This window comes from Thiocapsa marina 5811 (assembly GCF_000223985.1).
Taxonomy (GTDB): domain Bacteria; phylum Pseudomonadota; class Gammaproteobacteria; order Chromatiales; family Chromatiaceae; genus Thiocapsa; species Thiocapsa marina.
In genome coordinates, this window is record NZ_AFWV01000002.1 from 417543 (window position 1) to 439056 (window position 21514).

Here is a 21514-nt window from a genome sequence, read left to right on the forward strand (position 1 = left end):
GTTTTACTGGGATCGCGGGGGCGAGCGTAGCGACCTTCTTCACCTTCCTGCCGTCGTTCCTCTTCATCCTGATCGGTGCCCCTGCAATCGAAGCGACGCGGCATGATCTGACGTTCACCGCGCCCTTGACCGGCATCACCGCGGCCGTCGTCGGGGTCATCGTCAATCTGGCGGTGTTCTTTGCGTGGCATGTCCTCTGGCCCGGCGCGACCAAGGAAGCGCCTTTCTCCGGCCCCTTCGAATGGTTCTCTCTCGTGCTCACGATTGGAGCCTTGGTCGCACTGTGGCGCTTCAACGTCGGCATCATACCGGTGATCGCCGCGTGTGCGCTGGCCGGGCTGGGCTACTCTTTCATGGCGTAACTTGGCCCGTGTTGTTTCCAACAGGATTTCGTCACGAACGTTTAGAATTGTCGGACCTCGCCACCGGCCATCTATCCCACAATGCGACAACGCCCAGAGGGTGTTCGCAAGGCCTGACGAGTCAGACCAGTCGCTCGGTGACAGGTCCGGAGTGATCGCTCAGGACGCTATGCCGTCACTGAACGCCGGAGCGAAGATCGCGTAAAGGTTTCCCAAAGCGGTCGCTGTGCGGCGATCTCCCGCAAACGGTGTCACTCTGTGACGCTCCAGGAATCCGCGCTGGGGCAACAGGCCGTTCCCGACCCAGAGCGGACTGTCCGCCCGTTCGGGCAAACTGTTCGATCGCCGCAACATCCGACGGTATCGTGCCGCCGTGCGAATCTACGTCTGGTTGATCCAGTCCTCCTACCAGGCGTGCCCTCGGGGCGGGACCGGATTGTTCCAGCCAAGATTGCCCCCGCGTTTCCGGCCCTGCGCTTTCACCTATTTGAGGTGCACTTGCACCGAGTTGATCCGCCCGTCGAACGGGAACGGCCGCCGGTCGAAGTAGTCCAGCGACACCGGTGAGCCCAGATCGACCCCGACGTCGAAGGTCTCGCTGGCGGTAAAGGCCGCCGGCACGGTGCGCGCCACCTCGGTGCGGGTGACCTCGGCGCCGTCGACGCGCAGGATCACCTCTGCCGCCGCGCCCGGCTTGGCGATGGTCGTGTCCACCTCGATGCGGTGTCGGCCCGCCGGGATCTTCTCGGCGCTGGCGACGCCGTAGCGCTCGATGACCAGCATGTTGTACTCGTAGACGAGCCGGCCCTGGTCCATGTACAGACTCAAGCCCCCGGAGGCGCCACCCAAGGCGTAGAGCACGCCCGAGGCGTTCTCCGGCAGGTCCGCGTCGATGACCACATGGGTGCTCTCGCGGCCGAGGCCGGGCGCGGTGAATTCAGGCATGCGCGTGGTGGTCGCGTCGAACTGCCAGCTGGTGTAGGGGGTCTTGATGCGGTCCTCCGGGTGGATGCGAAGCCAGATGCCGGCACCGATGGGGAAGGCCTTGTTCGCTTCCGCAACCTCGAGGAACTCCGCCTTCATCGCGGCAAGGCGCTGCGGTTCGCGGTCTGCCAGGTTCTCGGCTTGGGAGAAGTCTTTGCCCAGGTCATAGAGCTCCCAGACGTCCTCGCTCGAATCCCAGGTCGCAAGCCCCGGGCTGACCGTGAGCCAGGGCGTCAGGGGGCCGAAGGTGCCCGCGAACCAGCCGTCCTTGTAGAGACCACGGCTGCCGTTGTTGTCGAAGTACTGCTTGGTCTTGCGCCCCGGCGCGTCGGCATCGCTGAAGGTGTAGGCGAGGCTCACGCCGTCGATGGGGTCCTGCGCGAAGCCGTCGACGACCTCGGGCGGCGTGATTTCGAGGATGTCGTAGATGGTCGGGACGATGTCGTTGACATGGTGAAACTGGGAGCGCGGCGTCTTGTCCGCGGCGATACTGGCAGGCCAAGACACAGCCATGGGGTTGCGCGTGCCGCCAAAGTGGGAGGCGATCAGCTTGGTGTGTTGGAACGGCGTGCCTCCCGCCCAGGCCCAGCCAGCGTGGTACATGTTGTCGACCTTGGGTCCGCCGAGCGCGTCCAGGCCTCCGAGCTGATCGAGCGCGGCCAGGTGCTGGTCCAAGGTGTTGGGTATGTTGTTCTGCGCCAGCAGCTCGCTGATCGTGCCGTTCTGGCCCTCGGCGCTGGAGCCGTTGTCGCCGAAGATGTAGAAGACCAGGGTGTTGTCGCGGACACCGAGCCGGTCGAGCTCGTCGATGACCTTGCCGACCTGGACGTCCACATGCTCCACGAAGCCGGCGAAGACCTCCATCAGCCGTGTCTGGAAGGCGCGCTGGGACTCGGGGATGCTGTCCCAGCCCGGCATGCTCTCGGCGCGCGGCGTCAGTTGTGTGTCGGGCGGAATCCAGCCCAGAGCCTTCTGACGCTCGAAGGAGCGCTCGCGAAGCGCGTCCCAGCCGTCGTCGAATTGGCCCTTGTACTTGTCCGCCCATTCGCTGAAGACATGATGCGGCCCGTGCGCCGCGCCCGGCGCCCAGTACATGAAGAAGGGCTTGTCCGGGGCAAAGGCGCGGTGCTTGCGCAGCCAGGTGACGGCCTTCTCCGCCAGGTCTTCGCTTAGATGATAGGTCGCGTCGTGGGGCGGCTCGACGGGGTTGAAGTTCTCGACCAGCCGCGGCTCCCATTGCGAGGTCTCGCCGGCGAGGAAGCCGTAGAAGTAGTCAAAGCCGATGCCCTCGCCGGACGGCCAGAGGGTGAAAGGCCCCATGGCGGTCGTCTGGGTAGCCGGGGTGTTGTGCCACTTGCCGAAGGCCGCGGTCTTGTAGCCGTACTCGCCCAGCACCTTGGCCAGGGTCGCGGAGGTGCGCGGGATGACGCCGGTGTAGCCGTCCCAGTCCACCGCACGCTCGGCGATGGTGCCCGAGCCGACCCGCTGGTGATTGCGGCCGGTCAGCAGCGCGGCGCGCGTCGGCGAGCAGATGGCCGTGGTGTGGAAGGCATTGTAGCTGATGCCTTCGTTGGCCAAGCGGGAGAGTGTCGGCGTGTGGATGGGGCCGCCGTAGGTGTCCGGCAGGCCGAAACCGACGTCATCGAGCAGGATGATGAGGATGTTGGGCGCGTCCTCGGGCAGATGGCTCTGCTCGACTCGGCGCTGGTGCTTGCTCTCTTGCAGCGTCGGCCCGGCGATGCTAGCCGAGGGCGTCGGCGGGAAGGGCAGGACCGAGCCGTCGTCCGGCATGGACGCCGGATCGGCGGCCCTGGCGATCCCACCCGGTAGGGCAAGCGCGAGGGTCATGGCGAGGGAAGGCAACACGCGTTTCATGAATCGATTCTCCAATGAATGCAATACCGGCCAACGGCCGTGCGAGCGGGTGCCTATTGCCCGAGACCGATGTCCTTGGGCGGGTACTTCTTGAAGGTCGCCGCGTGCGCCTTCAGCTCGGCGGCCATGGAGGCGAGCCAGGCGTTCATGCGGTGCCCGACGGGATACTCCTCCTTGGGATCGATGTAGAGATTGAACAGCCAGGGGGCGATGCCGACGTCGCTGACCGTGGTCATGTCGATGTCGAGCCATTGCGCCTGGGTCTGCACCACCTTGAGGTGGATCTTGTACTCGTACATGCGCATGGCCATCAGATCCTGCTCGGACCAGATGTAGACCTTCTCGCGCCGTGAACGGCCGTCGTCGGCGAGCAGGAACGCGGTCTGGTCGATGCCGTCGATGTAGCGGTCCGTCGGGATGCTGTCACTGGCACCGGCGAGGGCCAGCGCGGTGTTGAATAGGTCCATCAGGTCGAACAGCTCATCGCTCTGCCGTCCGGGGGCGATGGTGCCCTGCCAATAGGCGATGCCGGGCACGCGCACGCCGCCCTCCCAGGCCGACGCCTTGGCGCCGCGAAAGGGGGTGTAACCGCTGTCCGGCCAAGCGTCGAGCTGGGGGCCGTTATCGGATGTGATGAAGACGAAGGTGTTCTCCAGCACCCCGGCATCGGCGAGCGCCTGCACGATCTCGCCGATGTAGGCATCGACCTCGACCACCGCGTCCTTGTAGGCATACTTGCTGCCGCTCTTGCCCTCGAACGCCTTCGACGGGAAGTTGTCGGCGTGGACCTTCATGAAGGCGTGCTCCAGGAAGAAGGGTTTGTCGGCCTTGGCCAGCTCCGCGATCTTGGCGACCGTGAAGTCCGTCAGGACCCGATCGGCCTCGGCCATGTCCTCGATGCTCCGGATCTGCGACACCTCCGTGGTCTCACCGCCCTTGAAGCCGTGGATCAGGGCCTCGCTGGCACCGGTCGCGCGCAGCATCGCAAGCCGCTCGGGGTTCAGCACCAGGTCCGGGTAGCGACGCTTGTCGAAGGCCTGAGAGAGCTCCTTCTGCGCCGGGTAGTAGCCGTAGTACTCATCGAAGCCGATATCCTGCGGCCGCATGCCCTCGGCCTCGCCGACGTGCCACTTGCCGGTGAGGACCGTCGTATAGCCGGCCTCGCCGAGCAGCTTGGGTAAGGAGATCTCGTCCGCCCAGGGATTCTTGGCCAGGGTGTCGCCGGCGAGGATCGGGCGGGTGAGTCCCGTGCGCACCGGCAGCCGCCCGGTGAGGATCGCCGAGCGGGTCGGGGTGCAGGTGGGCTGGGAATAGGTCGAGGTCAGCGTCAGCCCCTCTCCGGCCAGCCGGTCGATGTTGGGCGTCGCCGCGCCGATGGCCGCACCGCCCCCGTAGACACCGGGGTCGCCCCAGCCCATGTCGTCGATCACCAGCCAGACAATGTTGGGCGGCTGGCCGAAACGGGTGCGCAGGTCGGCGAGCTTCTTGGCGGTGGCCTGCTCCTGCTCCGGGAAGGACAGCGCCGGCTCCATGCTCTCGCTGGTGCGCACGGCCTTGCTCAGCGTGCTCGCGTGCGTCAGTGTCGCGGCGGCCGGCAGGAGCAGGCAGGCGGCCAGCAGGAAGCGTCTAATCAAGGGGGTCGGGTTCATCTTATGTCCTCGTTGATGGGTGAGATCGGGTGCCGTCGTGCGCCCTGCTCTGCTTATCGCGCGCCTGCGCCCGCGCTGTCCCGCTGCAGTGGGAGCGATAGCGTCAGAAAAACGGCGTCGCCTTCGACGCGATTCTGCGCCGCAAACTCGTGATACCAGCGCAGGTCCAGGCCCATGGTCCGGCCGGCGGCCTGGAACTGATAGCTGATCTCGGGCCCGAGCGCGGCGACGCGCCCCTTGAAGTCGCCCAGCAGATTGGAGCCGCTGTCGGCGGTGAGCTGCTGGTAGTAGTAGCCGGCCAGTCCGATCGCGAAACCCTTGGGCAGGTGCTGGCGGGCGCTCAGCTCCAGGTGCAGGTCGGTGCCGCTGCGGTAACCGGTGTCCGGGTTCTCGCCGTTGAAGGTCACCCCGAGCACCCCTGAGACCTCGCGGCCGGTCCCGAAGTTGGCCATGCTGAAGGCGCTGCCGACATCGAGCCCCCAACGGTTCGCGCCGATGTTGCTGATGCGCCCCACCTCGTAGGAGCCCGCCGGGATGAACAGCGAGCTGTAGAGGTTCCAGGCGCGGAACAGGTCGCCGTTGCGATGCTTCCAGCCCAGCGATGCCGCGAGGACCGGGTCGCCGAAATCGGTCACCCGGTCGGACTTGCCGAGGGCGTTCGGCAGCCCGGGCGGCGTCAGCGCCGACGCCGTCGCCTCGATCTCCACCCGGCCGTAGGGGATCAGGGCGCCGAGGGCGAGGCGCCCGCCGATCAGATCGAGATCGGTGATCCAGGTGAGCTGCAGGAGGTTGATCAGGGCCTCGGCCGAGACCCCTTGATTCACTCGGCCGCTGATCGGAACCAGCTCGCTGGAGCTCGCCGAATAGTCGTAGAGATCGTTGGTGACATACCAGCCGGGCTTCGGAATCAGGCCCGCGAGCGGCCCGCGCTTGCCGAGCAGGTACAGGGACTTGCCGCCCTCGGCGGCGCTGGCGCAAGCCCCCGCGAGGGCAAAGAGCAGGCCGGCGACGAGCGCGGAGGTGGGATGGGGCTTGGGCACGTAGGCGCTCCCGAAGGCCGGTTAATGAGCATGATCAATCAGCTCGCGGAGGCTAGGGTATAATTGCCGGTCTTCGCTATTCACTTTGCGCAAAGGTGGGCCGGCATGAGCGCAGCAGACAAGATCCCGGCGTCCCCGCCGTCCGGAAAGATCAGCGGATACACCGGGCTCGGCATCGTGGGCATCCAGGAGTGCGCGGACCCCTGCCACTGGGAACGGATCTCACAGCCCTGGGAACTGTTGGCCACACCGCTCGGCGCAGGCCCCTTCCACAACCGCAAGACCTTCCTCGCCACCCCCGACTGCATCCTGTATCACGAGTCCTTCGCCAGCCGGGTGAAGGCGCAGGCGCTCTCGCCTGAGGGGATGGTCGCCTTCGCGGTGGTGGTCCGCCCCGGCGCGCGGACCTCATGGTTCGGCCGGCCACTGCATGAGCGCGGCGTGCCCGTGACCTTGCCGGGCGGGGTCGAGGTGCTCCTGGAAGCCGGCCAGGAGCACATCATGCTGCTGATCCGCAAGACGCTGCTGCGCCGGCACCTGTCGGCGGAGGGTTACGCGGCGCTGGAGGCCGCCGCATTTGGCCGTCTGCTCCCGGCCGATGCCGAGACCCTGGGTGCACTGGCGGCCCGGCTCACGGGTCTGCTGACGCGCACCCATGGCGCGCCCGAGATGCTGCGTCATCCGGCTGTCATCGCCACCTTGGAGACCGAGCTGGTCACCGGACTCGCGCAGGTGCTGAGCCTGAGCGGGGGCGAGCCCCGTGCGCCCCTGTCGCTGCGCCGACGCGGATTCGATCGCGCCATCGCGTGCATCCGTCACGCGGATCTCGCCACGCTGGACACGGCGGCGCTCTGCGCCGCAGCTGCCGTCAGCGCGCGAACCCTGGAATACGCCTTTCGGGAGGAATTGGGCCTGTCGCCCGCGGCCTTCATCCGCAGGCTGCGCCTGCATGCGCTGCGCCGCGCCCTACTCGCTAGCGCCCTGGGTGAATCGACCGTCACCGAGCTGGCCTATCATCTCGGTTTCACGCAGCTCGGCCGCCTCGCCGGGACCTACCGGCGCACATTCGGAGAGGGCCCGTCAGCGACACTCGCCCGCCCCAATCGCGACGAAGCGCCACGACTGTGGGCGACACAGCCTGTGCAGACCGCCGATGGCACAGGCATCGCCGCCCGAGGATGAACGACTGCTGTTCATCTCGCCGCGGCGACTCGGGCGACGGCGCCTAGTCCTCGCTTCGGACGGGCCGCCGGCTTCTGAAGCCACGGGATCGACGTTCCGCTCCCGTCGTCGAACCCCTGTTCGGGATCAGTAAGCAGCGTTCGAGAGCGTTCGGTGGACGCTTGCGGTCCATGAGTGATACGTAGGCTTGTCACCTTTTAACCATAGTAAGGATCGCCGATGCGCTCTCATTTGATCCGCTCTTGGCCGACAGCGGACGCCAGGGCAGACATCCGGCATGGCCAGCCCGGATCAGCCTGAGAAATGTTCGCAGAATAAAGCGAGCGACAACAGCTGGCCCGGACGAAGCCGGCCTACATCGCAAATGCAGCCGGACGTCCTTCCGCAGACCCCGGTGGATCGGCTTCCGTGACCCACGCCGTTCGACTTGTGCTGGCGCGCAGTGATGACGACCGAGCCAACCGGCCACAACGGGCCGGTCCGGCTCGGCGTCACGTTCACAGACGCGGCCAGCTCAATAGGGCCACACCCAATCGTCGATCTCGGGCTTGTCGATGCCGTGCTCGTAGGCGTAGTTGCGGCACTCGATCTGCATATCACGGAGCTTCTCCTTGACATGCGCCCCGGCGACCTGGAGGCGCGGGACCCGGTTGATCACGTCGATGGCCAGGCTGAAGCGGTCGATCTCATTCTGGATCGCGAGCTCCATCGGGGTGTTGATGTTGCCCTTCTCCTTGTAGCCGCGCACGTGCAGGTTCCTGTGATTGGTGCGCCGGTAGGCGAGCCGGTGGATTAGCCAGGGATAGCCGTGGAAGTTGAAGATGATCGGCCGATCCTTGGTGAACAGGCTGTCGAAGTCGGCATCCGAGAGCCCGTGGGGGTGCTCGCCCGCGGGCTGGAGCTTGAAGAGGTCCACCACGTTGATGAACCGGATCTTGATGTCGTCGAAGTGCTCGCGCAGGAGCGCGGCGGCGGCCAGGGCCTCCTTGGTCGGGATGTCGCCGCAGCCCACCAGCACCGCGTCGGGCTCGCTGCCCTGGTCGTTGCTGGCCCATTCCCAGGTGCCGATGCCCTTGGTGCAGTGCTTGATGGCGGCGTCCATGTCCAGGTACTGCAGGTGGTTCTGCTTGTCGGCCACGATCACGTTGATGTCGTCGCGGCTCGGCAGGCAGTGGTTCACCGTCGAGAGCAGGGTGTTGACGTCCGGCGGCAGATAGATGCGCGTGACCTCCGGGTTCTTGTTCACCACCGCAGAGCCAGAGCTTCTTGCTGACCTCGTAGACCGCGTCGAGCTTGGTCGAAGTGTTCTCGTCCGGGCCGAAGATCCGGAAGTTGCCCATGTTCTTCGCCATGATGTCGCGCAGCAGCGCGCCGGATGGCTTGGTGTTCATGGCTCGGCTCTTGGCCGGCTCGGGCACCTCGAGCGCATAGTCCCGGAAGTCGGGCATGCGCAGGGCCCGGCGCAGAAGTCCGCCGTTGGTGTGGGGGTTGGCGCCCATGCGCAGGATGCCCTTGGGCGCCAGTGCCTTGAGCTCCGGGATCAGCCGGCCCGACTGGTCGAAGAGCTCCTCGGGTTTGTAGCTCCGCATCCAGTCCTCGAGCTGCCTGATGTGGGCTGGGTTGTTGCGCATCCCTGACAGGGATACCTGATGGGCACGCCAGAAGCCCTCGACCTTGTGGCCGTCGACCTCCTTCGGCCCGGTCCAACCCTAGGGGGTTCGCAGCACGATCATGGGCCAGTGGCAGCGGGTCGCCTTGCCGGAGCTGCGCGCCTCGTCCTGGAAGGCGCGGATCTCCGCGTAGCAGGCGTCCATGGTTGCCGCCATCTGCTGATGCATGGTCATCGGGTCGTCGCCCTCGACGCAGTGGGGGGTCCACCCGTAGCCGCGCATCAGCTCCGCCAGCTCCTCCTGAGGGATGCGCGAGAGCAGCGTCGGGTTGTTGATCTTGTAGCCGTTGAGATGAAGGATCGGCCAGGAAGATCGCCTCCTGCTCGTGGGCGTTGATGATCCGGTTGAGATGCACGCACATGAACGACAGGCCGGGGCTCGCGCCCCAGTGGCCGAGGAGCCGCTTCTTGATGTGCGCTTCCTTGAGGGGCTCGCGCAGCAGCGGATTGTCGAGCAGATAGATCATGCCCGCCGTTGCTCGAATGCGCGTATCGCCGATTTGACGGTCGGGTAGACGCGATCGGCAGTTAACTCACGACGCGCGTCGACCCAAGCGCCTTGAAAGGGTCGGTCCAGGCTGCGCTTGACGTTCGCGCTCGCGAGCACGACGCCGCGGGCGGCCAACTCTTCGCTCAGCCGATCGATGGCATCGATGGCCGTGCCGTCGACCACGTTGATGGAGCTCGCATCGATCACGACCCATTCCACGGGCGTCTTGGATGCGGCGATCAGCGCCAGCACCCGCTCGCGGAAGTAGTCGACGTTGTAGAACACCAGACTGGCCTCGAAGCGATACAGCAGCAGGCCGGGGATGGTCTTCGCCTCCGGGTAGTCGTCGATGTCGTGGAAGCCCTTCAGCCCCGGCACGCGGCCCAGCACGGCATCCACCGGCCGCGAGCTTTGCGCGAGCAGCTGCAGCAGGCTCAGGATCACGGCCAGCAGGACGCCGGGCAAGGCGCCGAGCACCAGCACGCCCAGGGTGGTGCCGACGGAGAAGGCCAGCTCGACGCGGCTGATCGAATAGAGCTTGCGCAGCATCGCACCATCGAACAGCCCCGCCGCGGCGACGATGATCACCGCCGCCAGCGCGGTCATCGGCACGAAGGCGAGCGGCGCGGTCAGAAAGAACAGCACCGCGAGCATGGCGCCGCCGGCGACGATGCCGACCAGCTGGGTCTTGCCGCCCATGGCGTCGTTGACCGCGGTGCGCGAATCCGCGCCGGTGACCGGGAAGCCCTGGGCCAGTGCGGAGGCGAGGTTGGCCGCGCCGAAGCCGAACAACTCGCGGTTGGGGTCGATCGGGTAGTGATTGCGCTGGGCGAAGCCCTTCGCGGTCAAGATACCGCTGGTGAAGCTCACCAAGACCAGGCCGGCCGCATCACGCAGGATCAGCGGGTAGTCCGTGGCCGGCAGCAGCGGGATGTGGAAGAATTCCGGCAGGCCCGCGGGCACCGCGCCGAGCACGGCGACGCCGTGCTGCTCCAGGCCGAGCGCCGCGGCCAGTGCGATGCCGACGACGACCACGACCAAGGCCCCCGGCAGCCGCGGCGCGAAACGGCGCAGTGCCAGCAGCCCGACCAGCGAGCCGAGCCCCAGGAGCAGCGTCGGCAGATGGGCCGTGGGCAGGCGTTCGACGTGCTCGGCCAGCTTGCCGAGGAAGTCCGGCGCCTGGACCGAATAGCCGAACAGCTTGTCGAGCTGACCGACGATGATGAGCACAGCGATCCCGTTCATGAAGCCGACCAGGATCGGCTGCGACAGGAAGCGTGCGATGAAGCCGAGCCGCGCCGTGCCCGCCAGCAGATAGATGATGCCGGCGCCCAGGGTCATGGCGGTCACCAGCGCCAAGTAGCGCTCTGTGTCGCCGCCGGCGAGCGGTGCGAGAGCGGCGGCCATCAGCATGCAGGTGGCGGCGTCCGGCCCGGTCATCAGCTGTCGCGATGAGCCGAACAGGGCGTAGGCGAACAGCGGGAAGATCGCCGAGTACATGCCGATCACCGCCGGCACGCCGGCGATGTCGGCATAGGCGATCCCCACCGGCAGCGCGACGGCCGCCACCGACAGGCCCGCCGCGATGTCGCCGGGCAGCCAGGCGACGCGGTAGCGGGACAAGCTCTCGACGCCGGGAGCGACCCGGCCGACGACACGGCGAATCCGACCCGGCGGCTGCTCGGCGTCAGTCATGTTTCGGTCTCCGGGATGTCTGCAAGGATGATCAAAGGTTTCTCAACCGGCCGCGCCGGGGCGCTTGCCCGCCTGCTCGTTATCCAGCGCCTTTTTCGTGATGCTTTGAATCACCAGGTTGAAGATGGCCACCTGCCCCTTGCTTGGCGTGTGCTGGTGATAGCGCCACAGGAAATCGCGGGCCGCCTCGTCCTTGCTGGGCACCTTGAAGCCGGTGACCGTGCAGCCCTGCGGGTTCATCGCGCCGAGCACATGGTTGATGGTCTGCGTTTGTGGAGGTGACAGGTGCGATGGTTGCCTTGCTCGCCCGGAAGTCGGAGCGCCGATCCGGGCAGCAGCGATGCGCGGGTTAGGCGGCGACCTTGGCGGCCTGGGCAACGCCGTGCGCCGCATGCCACCCCTTAGAGAAACCGCTGATACCAAACACATATCAAGCCTTCCACAATCCGGTCGGTGGTGAAATCCAGGTAAGAGGTCTTCTGCATGTCACCCGGTAACGGCGAAAAAGTAGAGTGGCGCTTGGCATCACACAACCGTCCCGAAAGGGACTCTACCTTTCCGTCTCGATCCGACTTACGCTCGCCTGTTTAAGCAGATTTCCGGAGATCACCCCGTCTACGGGGGACGATTCGGGTCGAGGAATGCAGCGCGCCTCTGCGCGTGCTGAGGCAATGAGGTCGTGCAGCAGGGCGCGCCGCCAGCCGGGTGCAACACCGGCGATGCCGGCTAAGATCTCCAACGAATTGCAACGAGCGACGCCCGCTGGGGGTCGGACGGTATCGACAGCAACGGGCTCCTAGCCCGGCGCGAACAGATCCGCCGAGATTCGCCGGCTGCGCGCGCGCGGTGGTCGATGACCCGGATGGTCGGCGTATGCGCTTGCCCGGGTACGTCGCCCTCGGCTTTATCGACCTCCATCGTCTGGCACTTCCTGAATGACAACCCTGGAAATCAGATTGTGAGGAGACCCGGGTTTGGCCGCCATGAGCGATGATTCGATCAAGACTGAAGATCTCTCGTTCGCGCTGGAGGGTCGCCTCACGGCGTCGAACATCGGTCCGATTTGGGCCGAAGCGGCGCAAACCCTGGAACGCAACCCGGATCGGCGGGTTGTCGTGGATGCGTCGCGCTTGGACTACGTCGACAATACCGGCATCGCACTGCTGTTCGATCTGAAGCGACGGCGGCGACCGAAAGGTGCCGAGATCGAAATACAGGGCCTGGCGCCGAACCTCGCGACACTGGTTCCCGACGATGACCCGGAGGACCTCAGCGGCGCGGCGCCGCAGGCGCCGTCTGTCGGTCTGTTCGAGCAGATCGGTCGCGCGACGGAGCAGCAGATCACCTATACGCAGCGGATGCTCGCGTTCCTCGGCGACTGCGGCGCGGCCTTTCTGCTGGCAACCCGTCGCCGCGGTGTCGTCCGCTGGAGCGAGACGCTGAGCGTGGCCACCGAGGCCGGTGCCAACGCGGTGCCCATCGTGCTCCTGATTGGTTTCCTGATGGGGGTGATCATCGCCTTCGAGATCGGGCTGGTCGCACGGCAATTCGGCGCGGTCATCTTCGTCGTCGATGGTGTGGGCGTTGCCATGTTGCGCGAACTCGGGCCGCTGATGACCGCCATCGTCTTCGCCGGGCGCACCGGGGCCGCCTTCGCCGCCCAGATCGGCACCCAGAAGGTCAACGAGGAGATCAACGCCATTCTCACCTTCGGTCTCGACCCGATCCATTTCCTGGTCTTGCCGCGACTGCTGGCGGCGGTGCTCGTGGTGCCGCTGCTGACGGTGTTCGCCGATGTCGTCGGGTTGTTCGGCGGCGCGCTTGTGTTGGTCAGCTTCGACATCGGCTTCGTCCAGTTCTACAACCACCTGCTCGGCGCCGTCGGCATGAACGATCTCCTGGTGGGTCTTCTGAAGGCCGCGGTGTTCGGGTTTGCGATCGCTGCCATCGGCTGCGAGCGCGGGCTGTCCACGGGTGCCGGAGCGACCTCGGTGGGCCTCTCGGCAACGAGCGCGGTCGTGACCAGCATCGTGTGGGTCGTCGTGCTCGACGGCCTGTTCACCGTGCTGCTGTCCGGTTGACCGGCAGATGATGACGGCAGGTCAAGCAACGATGGCGCCGGCTGAAGCCGCCACCGCGGTCCACGCCGAGCCGGCAATCAGCGTGCGCAACCTGCGCATGGGCTACGGCACCAAGGTGCTGCTGGATAAAGCATCCTTCGATGTGCAGCGGGGGGAGATCGTGGTGATCCTCGGCGGCTCGGGTTGCGGCAAGTCGAGCCTGATGAAGAACATCATCGGCCTCTACCCACCCATGGCGGGTGATGTGCTGATCGCCGGGGACAGTATCGTCAGCGCGCGCCCAGCGGATAAGGCGCGTATCCAGCGCAAGCTCGGGATCATGTACCAGAGCGGCGCACTGTTCGGGTCGCTGACGGTGCTGGAGAACGTCCGCTTCCCCCTGGACGAGTTCACCGACATCGGCCCGTCGCAGAAAGACCTTGTCGCGCGCCTGCTGCTGCGTACCGTGGAGATGGGGTATGCCGAGTCGCTGATGCCGGGCGAGCTCTCCGGCGGGATGCTCAAGCGCGCCGGCATCGCCCGCGCCATGGCGCTCGGTTGCGATATCCTGCTGCTCGACGAGCCCTCCGCCGGGTTGGACCCGATCACTGCAGCGAACCTCGACCGCACCATCCTTCGGCTGCGCGAAAACCTCGGCTTCACCTTTGTCGTCGTCACCCACGAGCTCTCGAGCATCTTCACCATCGCCGACCGGGCTGTGATGCTCGACCCCGTTTCGCGTCGTATCATCGCGCAGGGCAAGCCCTCGGAGCTGCGCGATCAGAGCAAGGATCCGCGGGTGCGGCAGTTCTTCAACCGCGAGCCGGATGCGCTGCCCGACGCCGGCACCAAGAGGACATGAGCCCAGAGGACATCAGCATGGCCGAGAAGCAACGCTATCGCCGGCTCGGGTTGTTCGTGGTCCTGGCGCTGACCATTTTGGCCGGCCTGCTGTTCGTGCTGGGCGGTCGCTCGCTGTTCGCCCCGACACTGGTGTTCGAGACCTACTTCGACAAGTCGGTCTCCGGGCTGGGTGTCGGCGCCCAGGTGAGCTTCCGCGGGGTTCCGCTGGGGCAGGTCAGCGAGATCGTCATGTCGACCGTCGCCTACGAGAACGGTGTGCCGTTCGAGCAGCGAGCCGCCTTCATTGTCGTTAGAACGAAGCTCAGCGCAACGTCGGCGCAGGTCGAACAGTGGCAGGCCGAGCTCCCCGAGTATGTTCGACGGGGGCTACGGGCACAGACCCAGCTCGCCGGGATCACCGGCCAGCAGTACCTGGCGCTCGACTACTTCGATCCGGAGAAGTACCCGGAACCCACCGTTGCCTGGACGCCGGACTATCCCGTCGTGCCTTCGGCGCCCAGCATGACCGGTGAGATCATCGGATCGGCCCAGCAGTTTCTGGCCAGCCTGAACGAGGCGGACATCGGTTCCCTCGGCCAGAACCTCGATCGTCTTGTGCTGACCCTTGACGACAAGATCGGGCGCGTGCCGGTGGACGCGCTTTCCGCCGATGCCGACAGCTTGATCAAGGAAGCGCGCACCCTGGTCGAACACCTGGACGAGGTGATCACCCAGGCGCCGATCGACGAGGCCGTCGGCGACATCGCGTCTGCCTCTGCCCGGTTGAACGCGCTGCTGGCGTTGCCGGCCTTGGAGCAGACCCTCGACAACACCGCCGCGCTGACGAACCGTCTGCGCACCTTGGCCGCGCGCGAGGAGCTCGACACCATGATTGCGAGTCTCGCGCGCGCCGTGCAGCGTATCGATGCCCTCGTCGGCGACAACCAGTACGACGTGCGCGTGGTCGTTGAAGACCTCCGCGCGACAGCCGACAACCTGCGAACGCTTTCGGAGACCGCGAAGCGCTATCCGGCGGGCGTCCTGTTCGGCGCTCCGCCCAAAAAGGCCGACTTTCCATGGAATCGAACCAAATGAAACGGCAGTGCACGGCTTTCCGGTTGCCGGCGATCCTGACGGGCGCCCTGTTCGCCGGGACGCTGATCCCGGTGTGGCTGCTTGGCGGCTGCGCCATCGGCAAGCCGGTGCCCGAGGCCGCTCTCTACGCGATCGAACCAACACCACCAACATCGAGCCTGCCGCGCAAACCGCAAACCCTGACCATGGGCCGGGTGCGCGTTGCCCCGGTCTACGCCGGCAAATCTTTGGTGTTTCGGGTCGATGACGTTCGCTATGCCAGCGACTTTTACAATGCGTTCATCGCCGAGCCAGACGACATGCTCGCCTCGCGCATCGCGGCGTGGCTTGATCGGGCGGGCCCGTTCCAGTCCGTCGCTCAGCCGGGTAACCGCCACGGTTCGAGCTATGTGCTCGACGCCGTGGTCAACGAGCTGTACGGCGACTTCCGGGCCGGTCGGGCGCCGGAAGCCGTGATCACGATCCAGTTTCGGTTGATGGACCTGACCGGAATCAGCCCCAGCCCCATTCTGGAGCGGACCATCGGCCGGCGAGTGCGCTTGCCCGAGCAGAGTCCCGAGGCCCTGATCCGCGGGTATGGGGAGGCACTCGGCGAGATCCTGGCTGAACTGGCAATCGCCCTTGCCGATGCGCTTTGATCGTGGCCTTGCAGGGGCTGGTCGGGATAGGTCATCAGGGTGATGACGGCAGGGTCGCCGGCGCGCATGTCGCCGACCAGGCTCTCGCGGAAGTAGCCGTGCACCCGTGCACCCAGAAGCTCGCTGCGTCAACCAGCGCCAGCGCCGGCTGGTTGGAGACCGCCTGGCTGCCGAGGCGCAGGTTGAGGTTGGTGACATAGCCGTCCACCGAGGCGCGCACCTGCGTGAATTCCAGGTCCATCTGCGCCGTCTCCAGCGCGGCCTTGGCGGCACGTAGTTGGGCGTTGTCCTCGCCCGGGGCGCCCAACTCGGCCCTGGCCCGCGCCAGTTGGGCCTGGGACTGGAGCTTCGCCGAGTCGGCCTGGGTGAGCTGCGCCTGGGCCTTGGCGAGGTCGGCCTGGGCCACGTCGTTGGCGGCCACGGCCTCATCATAGGTGCGCTTGGCGACGTCACCCTTCGCCACCAGTTTAGTTGCGCGCTCGAAGTCGGCCTTGGTCTTGACCACGGTGACCTCGGCGCTGTTCACGGCGAATTCGGCCTGCTTGATACCGGACTCCGCCTGTTCCAGGGCCGCCTCGGCGGACTTGACCTGCGTCTCCAGGTCCTTGATGCGATCGCGGGTCTGGTCGAGGTTGGCCTTGGCCTGGTCAAGGGCCGCCTGATAGGTGCGCGGGTCGATCTCGAACAGCAGATCGCCCGCCTTGACGAACTGGTTGTCCTTGATCGGCAGGGCAACGATCGGCGCCGACACCCGCGGCGCGATCTGGATGACGTTGGCACGCACCTGACCGTCGCGGGTCCAGGGGTTGGTGACATAGACCCAGTATTTCCAGAAGACCAGCCCGACGGCGACCAGGACCACGACGCCGGTCAGGACGTATCTCAGCAGTGCGGGGATTTTGCTCATGACGGGATGACGAGGCTTCCGATGATCACGGTATAGATCACCGGGTTAAAAACGTGCCTCGCGCAGGCGCTGCCAGTCGATCACGGCCGTTTGTTTCGCGAACGCGATGACCGCCTCGGAGAGGCCCCGGTGGGTGCCGAGGAGGCCGTAGGCGCGCTCGGCCTTCGCTGCCGGGATGCTGATGGTGTCTGCTTTGTTCAGCGCCGCTTCGATGTGCGCCTCCAGGCGCTCGAGCTTGGCGTCCAGCAGGGCGCGGAAGCCGGCATGATCCGCCGCATCGGGATCGAGCGATAGGCGCCGGAAAATCTCTTTCAGACCGGTGCGCCAGGTGTCGATCTCATTTTGCACCTCCGGCCCCGTGGACACGGAGCGGACCGCGGCGCGCGCTTCGAGGGTTTCCTGCATCCGGTAGCCGAGCGCCTGGATATCGGTGGCGAGGGCCTGTAGCTGCTCAGGCGTGGTGCCGGCCAGCAGCTTGGGGTCGATGGACTTGCCCCAGAGCGAAATCGTTTGTGGCAAGGTCGCGATCTGTCCGGCATGGTAGGACCGGCGCCAGCGCTGCAGCCGTGTCGGACGGCGGGCTGAATCCGAATCCGGGTCCCAGCCCAGGGTCGAGACCAGGTACTCGCAACTGCGGAAGAAGCGGCGCAGGAGGCGAACAAACGCCTTCTCCGGTTGCGGCGAGAACGGCACATAGGCCGCGAGGGCGAGGATCATGAAGACCAGCACAAACATCAGGGCCGTGTTGGCGAGGGACAGAAAGCTGTAGCTCTGCGCATTGGAGATGCCCGCCATGGTGAAAAAGATCGCCAACCCGGCCACCCGCCCGAGGATCTGCTGCGGTTTGTAAAACAGGTAGCCGATGGCGAAGGTCACGGCGAAGATCAGCCACCCGAGCTCGGTGAAGCTCGACAGCCGCGGCATGACGAAGATGTACAGGATGCTCGCGAAGGCGATGGACAGGGCAACGGGCTTGAAGGCGAGGCGCATGGGCAACTGCGGGTTCGTGGCCAGGGTCACTCCCAGGGAGCCCGTCATAATGACGCGAGCCTGGCTGTTGCTTGGGCGCTGGTGCTTAACAGGACTGCCGAAAGGACTATGGCTACCCTGGCGCAGAGAAATTCCGATTTATCAGCGTATTCCCTGGGTAAACTTCGGAGCCTACTGCACCCTCCTTGCGCGCGCCACTGTCCCGAAAGGGACTCTAGTCAGCCGTGTCGCAGCACGGTAGCGTGAGGCGCCGCGCCAGCCAAAGGAGCATCCAGATGCAACGAACATCAAGCCTATTGAGACGCCTTGGCAAGGCCAGCCTCGTCTGCGGGCTCCTCGCGGCCGCGCAGGTTGCCGCAGCCCAGGACTACGACCTGGTCATTGTCAACGGTCGGGTCATGGACCCGGAGACGATGTACGACGCCCTCGCCAACGTCGGCATCAAGGATGGCCGAATCAGTGTTATCACCAACGACGACATCACCGGCGCCGAGACGATCGACGCCACAGGTCATGTGGTTGCGCCTGGGTTCATCGACACCCACTGGCACTCCGACCGGCCCTGGACCAACAAGTTGGCCCTGCGCGACGGCCGGACCACCGCGCTGGATCTGGAGCTCGGTACCCATGGGCCGTTCATCGCGCAGTGGTACAAGGAGCGTGAAGGCAAGAACCAGCTGAACTACGGTCAGGCGGTGGCGCATGAGTTCGCCCGCGCCGAGGTGCTCGACGGCTTCCAGGGTGCACAGGATATCTACAGCGCCATCGAGAGCCGTAAGGCGGATGGCTGGTGCTGCCGCAAGCCCACCCTGGAGGAGGGCAATCGGATCCTTGCGCTGTTGGACGAGGGGTTGCAGGCCGGCGGTCTCGGCCTCGGCTCGACCCTCGGTTACATGCGCACCGGCGTTTCCGCGCGCGAGTTTTTCGAGCTACAGCGCCTTGCCGGACACTATGGTCGGCAAACCGGCGCCCACTTTCGCTATACCCCGGGTGACGAGGTCACCGAGAGCAACGGGATTCAGGAATTGCTGGCCAACGCGGCGGCCCTGGGCGCTCCGGCGTTGGCCTGCCACTTCAACAACCCCGGCTACAACCTGGTGCACGAGCTGCTGGTGCGGATGCGCGAGCGCGGCATGAATGTCTGGGGCGAGATCTACCCCTATGCCGCCGGCTCCACAGCCCTGAACGCCGTCTTCCTTGAGCCGGAGGTCTGGGTCAATCAGCTCGGCTACAGGTACGAGGACACCATTCAGGATGTCGCGACCGGGGAGTGGTACACCCAGCAGAGCCGCGAAGAGATGCTCAAACAGGAGCCGACGCGGGCGGTGCTCGTGTTCAAGATGCCCGAGTCGGCGATTCTCGATTGGCTCAGGCTGCCGGACGTGGCACTGATCACGGACGGCATGCCGCTGATTCCCTATGACGGTCTGAGCTGGGACACCCCCTACGATCAGCTGCCCAACACCCATCCGCGGACGGCCGGCACCTATGCCAAGGCGCTGCGGCTGGCCAGGGAGAACAACATCCCGCTCATGCAGATCGTTGCGATGTCCAGTTACAACTCCGCCCGGCCGCTGGGCAAGATGGGCCTGAAGGCCATGCAGGAGCGGGGCCGCCTGCAAGCAGGCATGGTCGCGGACATCACCATCTTCGACCCGGAGACGGTCACCGACAATGCGACCTACGAACAGGGCGCACAGCCATCCACGGGCATTCCACATGTCATCGTCAATGGCCAAATCGTGGTCAAGGACTCGACGGTGCTCAAAGGCGTCAATCCCGGGCAACCGATTCGCTATGAGCCAGAAAAGAGCCGATTTGAGCCGCTCACCCTTGAGCACTGGACGCAGCAATTTTACACCTCACCGGTGGACTTCGGCGGCGGCTTGCCCGGTGATCAGCCGCGCAAAGTCGGAGTGCCTGAGGTAGAGCCGCACATCCATTGAGGTGCTGGCCAGCGGCTTCGCCCTCGCAATGGATTGGCCCAAGCCGATGTGAGCCGGCATGGCGGCAGCTTTGTGCGGTCTGAGCGCGGCTGGGGAATCCTTCAACAAAGGGACTCTGCCGCGTTGTGGGGACCTGGCTCACAGTACCCCTGGCTGGTGCTGCTTCTGATCGGATTGTTCGCCTAGGATCGTTGTGGGCATGCTTGAACGCATCCAGTGTCGGCAATGCGACGAATCCTGGCTTCCAAAATCTAGGCGTCGATGACCAGATTCACCGTTCAGGAGAGGGTCGAGGATTTCCCGCGGATTGGAAAAACTACCGACCACACGTCTTCCGCTGCGGACCCAAATAGCTGGAAACAAAGGTTGCAGTGGTGAGCCACAGTCCGCCTCCTGAATGTCTCTTATTGGCCGACAACGACCTTTCAGGACGGCAAGACTGAACGGCCGCGACTGACCGCTGATGGGGCCCAGCCGCCGCCTGCACCGGCGACTCGACTGACAGGAATCCGTGCATCGGTCGCCGGATTTTCCAGTGTCGAGATCCGGTCTTTGCGGAGGCCTATCTGTTGCAGCAGGTTCCGAGGCCTCGGCGTTTTGCGGGTAATCAAGGCGCGCACCGTTTCTTGAAGGCTCAAGCGGCGTGTGGACACCCTCACGAGAAGCGAAGTCATCCGACGGAATTGGTCAGCGGCACCCAATCTGCGGACCTTTCATCGAAGCCCCGAATCAACGCCATCACGAGATGCACACTCGACGCCCCCATCCGTTGCGCTCCCTTTTTTTGCCCGTCCTGCCGCCGGCCGCCCCTGTTCGGTACCGGATGCGAGGAGTCCCCCACGGGCCGCAAACAGGTCGCGCCGGTGCCGGAGGCGCAGATGACTGCGCTCGGTGAACGCGGCTTCGAGGAGCTGCTTCGGACCCCGCCGCTAAACGCCGATCCGCGTGCGTGCCGACGTGGGTCGCGTCGCCGAGGCGTTGGTGGAGGCCCTGCCGCAGCCGTATGGGCGTTGGTCCATCGCCGTCTTCGACGACCCCACGCCCAACGCCTTCGCACTGCCCGGCGGGAAGATCGGCGTGCATGCCGGCATGCTGGCTGTCGTCCGCACGCCGGATCAGCTCGCCGCCGTCATCGCCCATGAGATCGGGCATGTGCTGGCGGACCACTCGAACGAGCGCTTGACTCAGGAGCTCGCGGTCCAAGGCGGGCTGATGCTGGTGGATCTGTTCGCGGATGAACCGGGGATACGGCGTTTGGCGGTAGTGGCTTCCAGTCGAGATATCGACGTCTAGCTATCCGGCAGATCCCCTTTATCCGCTTTTCCCGGTTCCTCGTCCAAGGTCCTGATCCGATCGATGATGTCCACCAGCTTCCGACCCTTATCGGTGAGTCTGTACTCCGTCCGGGGCGGCGACTCGGCGAAGATCTGCTTCGACAGCAACTCGTATTGGGTCAGCTTGCGCAGTCGTTCCGACAGGACCTTGGTTGAGATTCCGTCGATATGGCGTTCCAAGGCGCCGGGCCGTGCGATGCCGGCACCGACGGCTTGCAGAACCGAGACCGACCACTTGCAGCCGACCACGTCTTCGAGTTTTTTGTAGGTCGATCGAAGCGGCGGCGATGATTTTTTTATTCGTTTTTGCATCAGTAAATTACACCAAAAAGTGCTCCGCTCACCGAAAAGTGCCCGCTGTTCGATCCAGCCTGATGCGCCCAACATCCATATCAGGCTTCTGCAGCATGCCGAGGCCATCCATCCAAACGGAGACCAAGATGAAGAGCAAAGCGATCTTCTATCATGCCGGTTGCCCTGTCTGCATCGCGGCCGAGCAAAATCTCGCCAGTGCGATCGACCCTGCGAGGTATGAGGTCGAGGTCGTCCATCTCGGCAGCGATCGTTCGCGCCTGGAGGAGGCGGAGGGATTCGGAGTCAAATCGGTGCCGGCCCTGGTCTTGGACGGGGCCGCATTTCATATCAATTTCGGAGCCGGGATCGACGCGCTGAGATGATCCTTGCGACGGATCTCGTGTCCGGAGGGCACGGAGACGCCGGCAACCCCGGCACCGGCAATGCCGTCGCCGGGGATC

Annotated in this window: 16 protein-coding genes and 2 pseudogenes; 9 read left to right on the forward strand and 9 right to left on the reverse strand. The window is 65.4% G+C overall.

The window, feature by feature from the left end:
* Positions 1-11 precede the first annotated feature (11 nt).
* Positions 12-362, forward strand: a pseudogene (locus THIMADRAFT_RS04230) (chromate transporter); the annotation flags it as partial.
* Positions 363-845: 483 nt separating this feature from the next.
* Here THIMADRAFT_RS04230 and THIMADRAFT_RS04235 read toward each other — a convergent pair.
* Genes THIMADRAFT_RS04235 through THIMADRAFT_RS04245 form a run of 3 tightly spaced genes read right to left on the reverse strand, consistent with a single transcriptional unit; the run spans position 846 to position 5910 of the window.
* Entirely contained in the window at positions 846-3221 is a 2376-nt protein-coding gene (locus THIMADRAFT_RS04235; protein ID WP_007191736.1) for an arylsulfatase, read from the reverse strand.
* Positions 3222-3274: 53 nt separating this feature from the next.
* A complete protein-coding gene (locus THIMADRAFT_RS04240; RefSeq protein WP_007191737.1) occupies positions 3275-4870 on the reverse strand; it encodes an arylsulfatase in 1596 nt (531 codons plus the stop codon).
* Between the two features lie 53 nt (positions 4871-4923).
* The gene (locus THIMADRAFT_RS04245) at positions 4924-5910 is read right to left on the reverse strand and encodes a SphA family protein (protein ID WP_007191738.1); all 987 of its coding nucleotides are present in this window, start codon (positions 5908-5910) and stop codon (positions 4924-4926) included.
* Positions 5911-6015: 105 nt separating this feature from the next.
* Here THIMADRAFT_RS04245 and THIMADRAFT_RS04250 point away from each other — a divergent pair, with 105 nt between their 5' ends.
* Positions 6016-7092 (forward strand): helix-turn-helix domain-containing protein, encoded by a 1077-nt coding sequence (locus tag THIMADRAFT_RS04250; protein ID WP_007191739.1) that lies wholly within the window; start codon positions 6016-6018, stop codon positions 7090-7092.
* Between the two features lie 514 nt (positions 7093-7606).
* Here THIMADRAFT_RS04250 and THIMADRAFT_RS28495 read toward each other — a convergent pair.
* The 3 genes and pseudogenes from THIMADRAFT_RS28495 to THIMADRAFT_RS28195 all read right to left on the reverse strand — a co-directional run.
* Positions 7607-9231, reverse strand: a pseudogene (locus tag THIMADRAFT_RS28495) (phosphoketolase family protein); the annotation flags it as partial.
* Positions 9225-10946: a SulP family inorganic anion transporter gene (locus THIMADRAFT_RS04260; RefSeq protein WP_007191742.1), complete on the reverse strand. Its 1722-nt coding sequence runs from the start codon at positions 10944-10946 to the stop codon at positions 9225-9227. The gene THIMADRAFT_RS04260 and the pseudogene THIMADRAFT_RS28495, both read right to left, overlap by 7 nt.
* A gap of 42 nt (positions 10947-10988) precedes the next feature.
* The gene (locus THIMADRAFT_RS28195; protein WP_199484204.1) at positions 10989-11375 is read right to left on the reverse strand and encodes a hypothetical protein; all 387 of its coding nucleotides are present in this window, start codon (positions 11373-11375) and stop codon (positions 10989-10991) included.
* Positions 11376-11929: 554 nt separating this feature from the next.
* On the opposite strand from THIMADRAFT_RS28195, the gene THIMADRAFT_RS04270 reads away from it, so the two are divergent.
* The 4 genes from THIMADRAFT_RS04270 to THIMADRAFT_RS24420 are packed head-to-tail and all read left to right on the forward strand — an operon-like array spanning position 11930 to position 15582.
* Positions 11930-13027 carry an ABC transporter permease gene (locus THIMADRAFT_RS04270; protein WP_050799473.1) on the forward strand — a complete coding sequence of 366 codons (1098 nt, stop codon included), beginning with the start codon at positions 11930-11932 and terminating at the stop codon, positions 13025-13027.
* 31 nt (positions 13028-13058) lie between these two features.
* A complete protein-coding gene (locus THIMADRAFT_RS04275; RefSeq protein ID WP_007191745.1) occupies positions 13059-13868 on the forward strand; it encodes an ABC transporter ATP-binding protein in 810 nt (269 codons plus the stop codon).
* On the forward strand, positions 13865-14944 hold the full coding sequence (locus tag THIMADRAFT_RS04280; protein ID WP_083829203.1) for an MlaD family protein: 1080 nt from the start codon (positions 13865-13867) through the stop codon (positions 14942-14944). The genes THIMADRAFT_RS04275 and THIMADRAFT_RS04280 overlap by 4 nt, the downstream gene beginning before the upstream one ends.
* Before the next feature lie 23 nt (positions 14945-14967).
* The gene (locus THIMADRAFT_RS24420; RefSeq protein ID WP_158308357.1) at positions 14968-15582 is read left to right on the forward strand and encodes an ABC-type transport auxiliary lipoprotein family protein; all 615 of its coding nucleotides are present in this window, start codon (positions 14968-14970) and stop codon (positions 15580-15582) included.
* A gap of 34 nt (positions 15583-15616) precedes the next feature.
* Here THIMADRAFT_RS24420 and THIMADRAFT_RS27375 read toward each other — a convergent pair whose 3' ends face one another.
* Together THIMADRAFT_RS27375 and THIMADRAFT_RS04290 are read right to left on the reverse strand one after the other, a co-directional pair.
* Positions 15617-16489: an HlyD family secretion protein gene (locus THIMADRAFT_RS27375; RefSeq protein WP_007191748.1), complete on the reverse strand. Its 873-nt coding sequence runs from the start codon at positions 16487-16489 to the stop codon at positions 15617-15619.
* A gap of 45 nt (positions 16490-16534) precedes the next feature.
* Positions 16535-17527, reverse strand: coding sequence for an FUSC family protein (locus tag THIMADRAFT_RS04290; RefSeq protein ID WP_007191749.1), 993 nt, complete (start codon positions 17525-17527; stop codon positions 16535-16537).
* Positions 17528-17754: 227 nt separating this feature from the next.
* Between THIMADRAFT_RS04290 and THIMADRAFT_RS04295 the strand changes: the two genes are divergently transcribed.
* Complete coding sequence (locus THIMADRAFT_RS04295) at positions 17755-19425, forward strand: amidohydrolase family protein (RefSeq protein ID WP_007191750.1); 1671 nt, start codon at positions 17755-17757, stop codon at positions 19423-19425.
* A gap of 945 nt (positions 19426-20370) precedes the next feature.
* Positions 20371-20718: a M48 family metalloprotease gene (locus THIMADRAFT_RS04300; protein WP_007191751.1), complete on the forward strand. Its 348-nt coding sequence runs from the start codon at positions 20371-20373 to the stop codon at positions 20716-20718.
* Here THIMADRAFT_RS04300 and THIMADRAFT_RS04305 read toward each other — a convergent pair.
* A complete protein-coding gene (locus tag THIMADRAFT_RS04305; RefSeq protein WP_199484205.1) occupies positions 20715-21146 on the reverse strand; it encodes a winged helix-turn-helix transcriptional regulator in 432 nt (143 codons plus the stop codon). The two genes, THIMADRAFT_RS04300 and THIMADRAFT_RS04305, sit on opposite strands and share 4 nt — an antisense overlap.
* A 53-nt stretch (positions 21147-21199) precedes the next feature.
* Between THIMADRAFT_RS04305 and THIMADRAFT_RS04310 the strand changes: the two genes are divergently transcribed.
* A complete protein-coding gene (locus tag THIMADRAFT_RS04310; protein WP_007191753.1) occupies positions 21200-21436 on the forward strand; it encodes a thioredoxin family protein in 237 nt (78 codons plus the stop codon).
* Positions 21437-21514: the final 78 nt, after the last annotated feature.

Bases quoted from the DNA above. Each gene is read 5' to 3' on its own strand.
- THIMADRAFT_RS27375 (WP_007191748.1), bottom strand. From the start codon at position 16,489: ATGAGCAAAATCCCCGCACTGCTGAGATACGTCCTGACCGGCGTCGTG.
- THIMADRAFT_RS04305 (WP_199484205.1), bottom strand. From the start codon at position 21,146: ATGTTGGGCGCATCAGGCTGGATCGAACAGCGGGCACTTTTCGGTGAG.
- THIMADRAFT_RS04310 (WP_007191753.1), top strand. From the start codon at position 21,200: ATGAAGAGCAAAGCGATCTTCTATCATGCCGGTTGCCCTGTCTGCATC.
- THIMADRAFT_RS04290 (WP_007191749.1), bottom strand. From the start codon at position 17,527: ATGACGGGCTCCCTGGGAGTGACCCTGGCCACGAACCCGCAGTTGCCC.
- THIMADRAFT_RS04250 (WP_007191739.1), top strand. From the start codon at position 6,016: ATGAGCGCAGCAGACAAGATCCCGGCGTCCCCGCCGTCCGGAAAGATC.
- THIMADRAFT_RS04275 (WP_007191745.1), top strand. From the start codon at position 13,059: ATGGCGCCGGCTGAAGCCGCCACCGCGGTCCACGCCGAGCCGGCAATC.
- THIMADRAFT_RS04260 (WP_007191742.1), bottom strand. From the start codon at position 10,946: ATGACTGACGCCGAGCAGCCGCCGGGTCGGATTCGCCGTGTCGTCGGC.
- THIMADRAFT_RS04295 (WP_007191750.1), top strand. From the start codon at position 17,755: ATGCAACGAACATCAAGCCTATTGAGACGCCTTGGCAAGGCCAGCCTC.
- THIMADRAFT_RS04280 (WP_083829203.1), top strand. From the start codon at position 13,865: ATGAGCCCAGAGGACATCAGCATGGCCGAGAAGCAACGCTATCGCCGG.
- THIMADRAFT_RS04240 (WP_007191737.1), bottom strand. From the start codon at position 4,870: ATGAACCCGACCCCCTTGATTAGACGCTTCCTGCTGGCCGCCTGCCTG.
- THIMADRAFT_RS04270 (WP_050799473.1), top strand. From the start codon at position 11,930: ATGAGCGATGATTCGATCAAGACTGAAGATCTCTCGTTCGCGCTGGAG.
- THIMADRAFT_RS04235 (WP_007191736.1), bottom strand. From the start codon at position 3,221: ATGAAACGCGTGTTGCCTTCCCTCGCCATGACCCTCGCGCTTGCCCTA.
- THIMADRAFT_RS28195 (WP_199484204.1), bottom strand. From the start codon at position 11,375: ATGTGTTTGGTATCAGCGGTTTCTCTAAGGGGTGGCATGCGGCGCACG.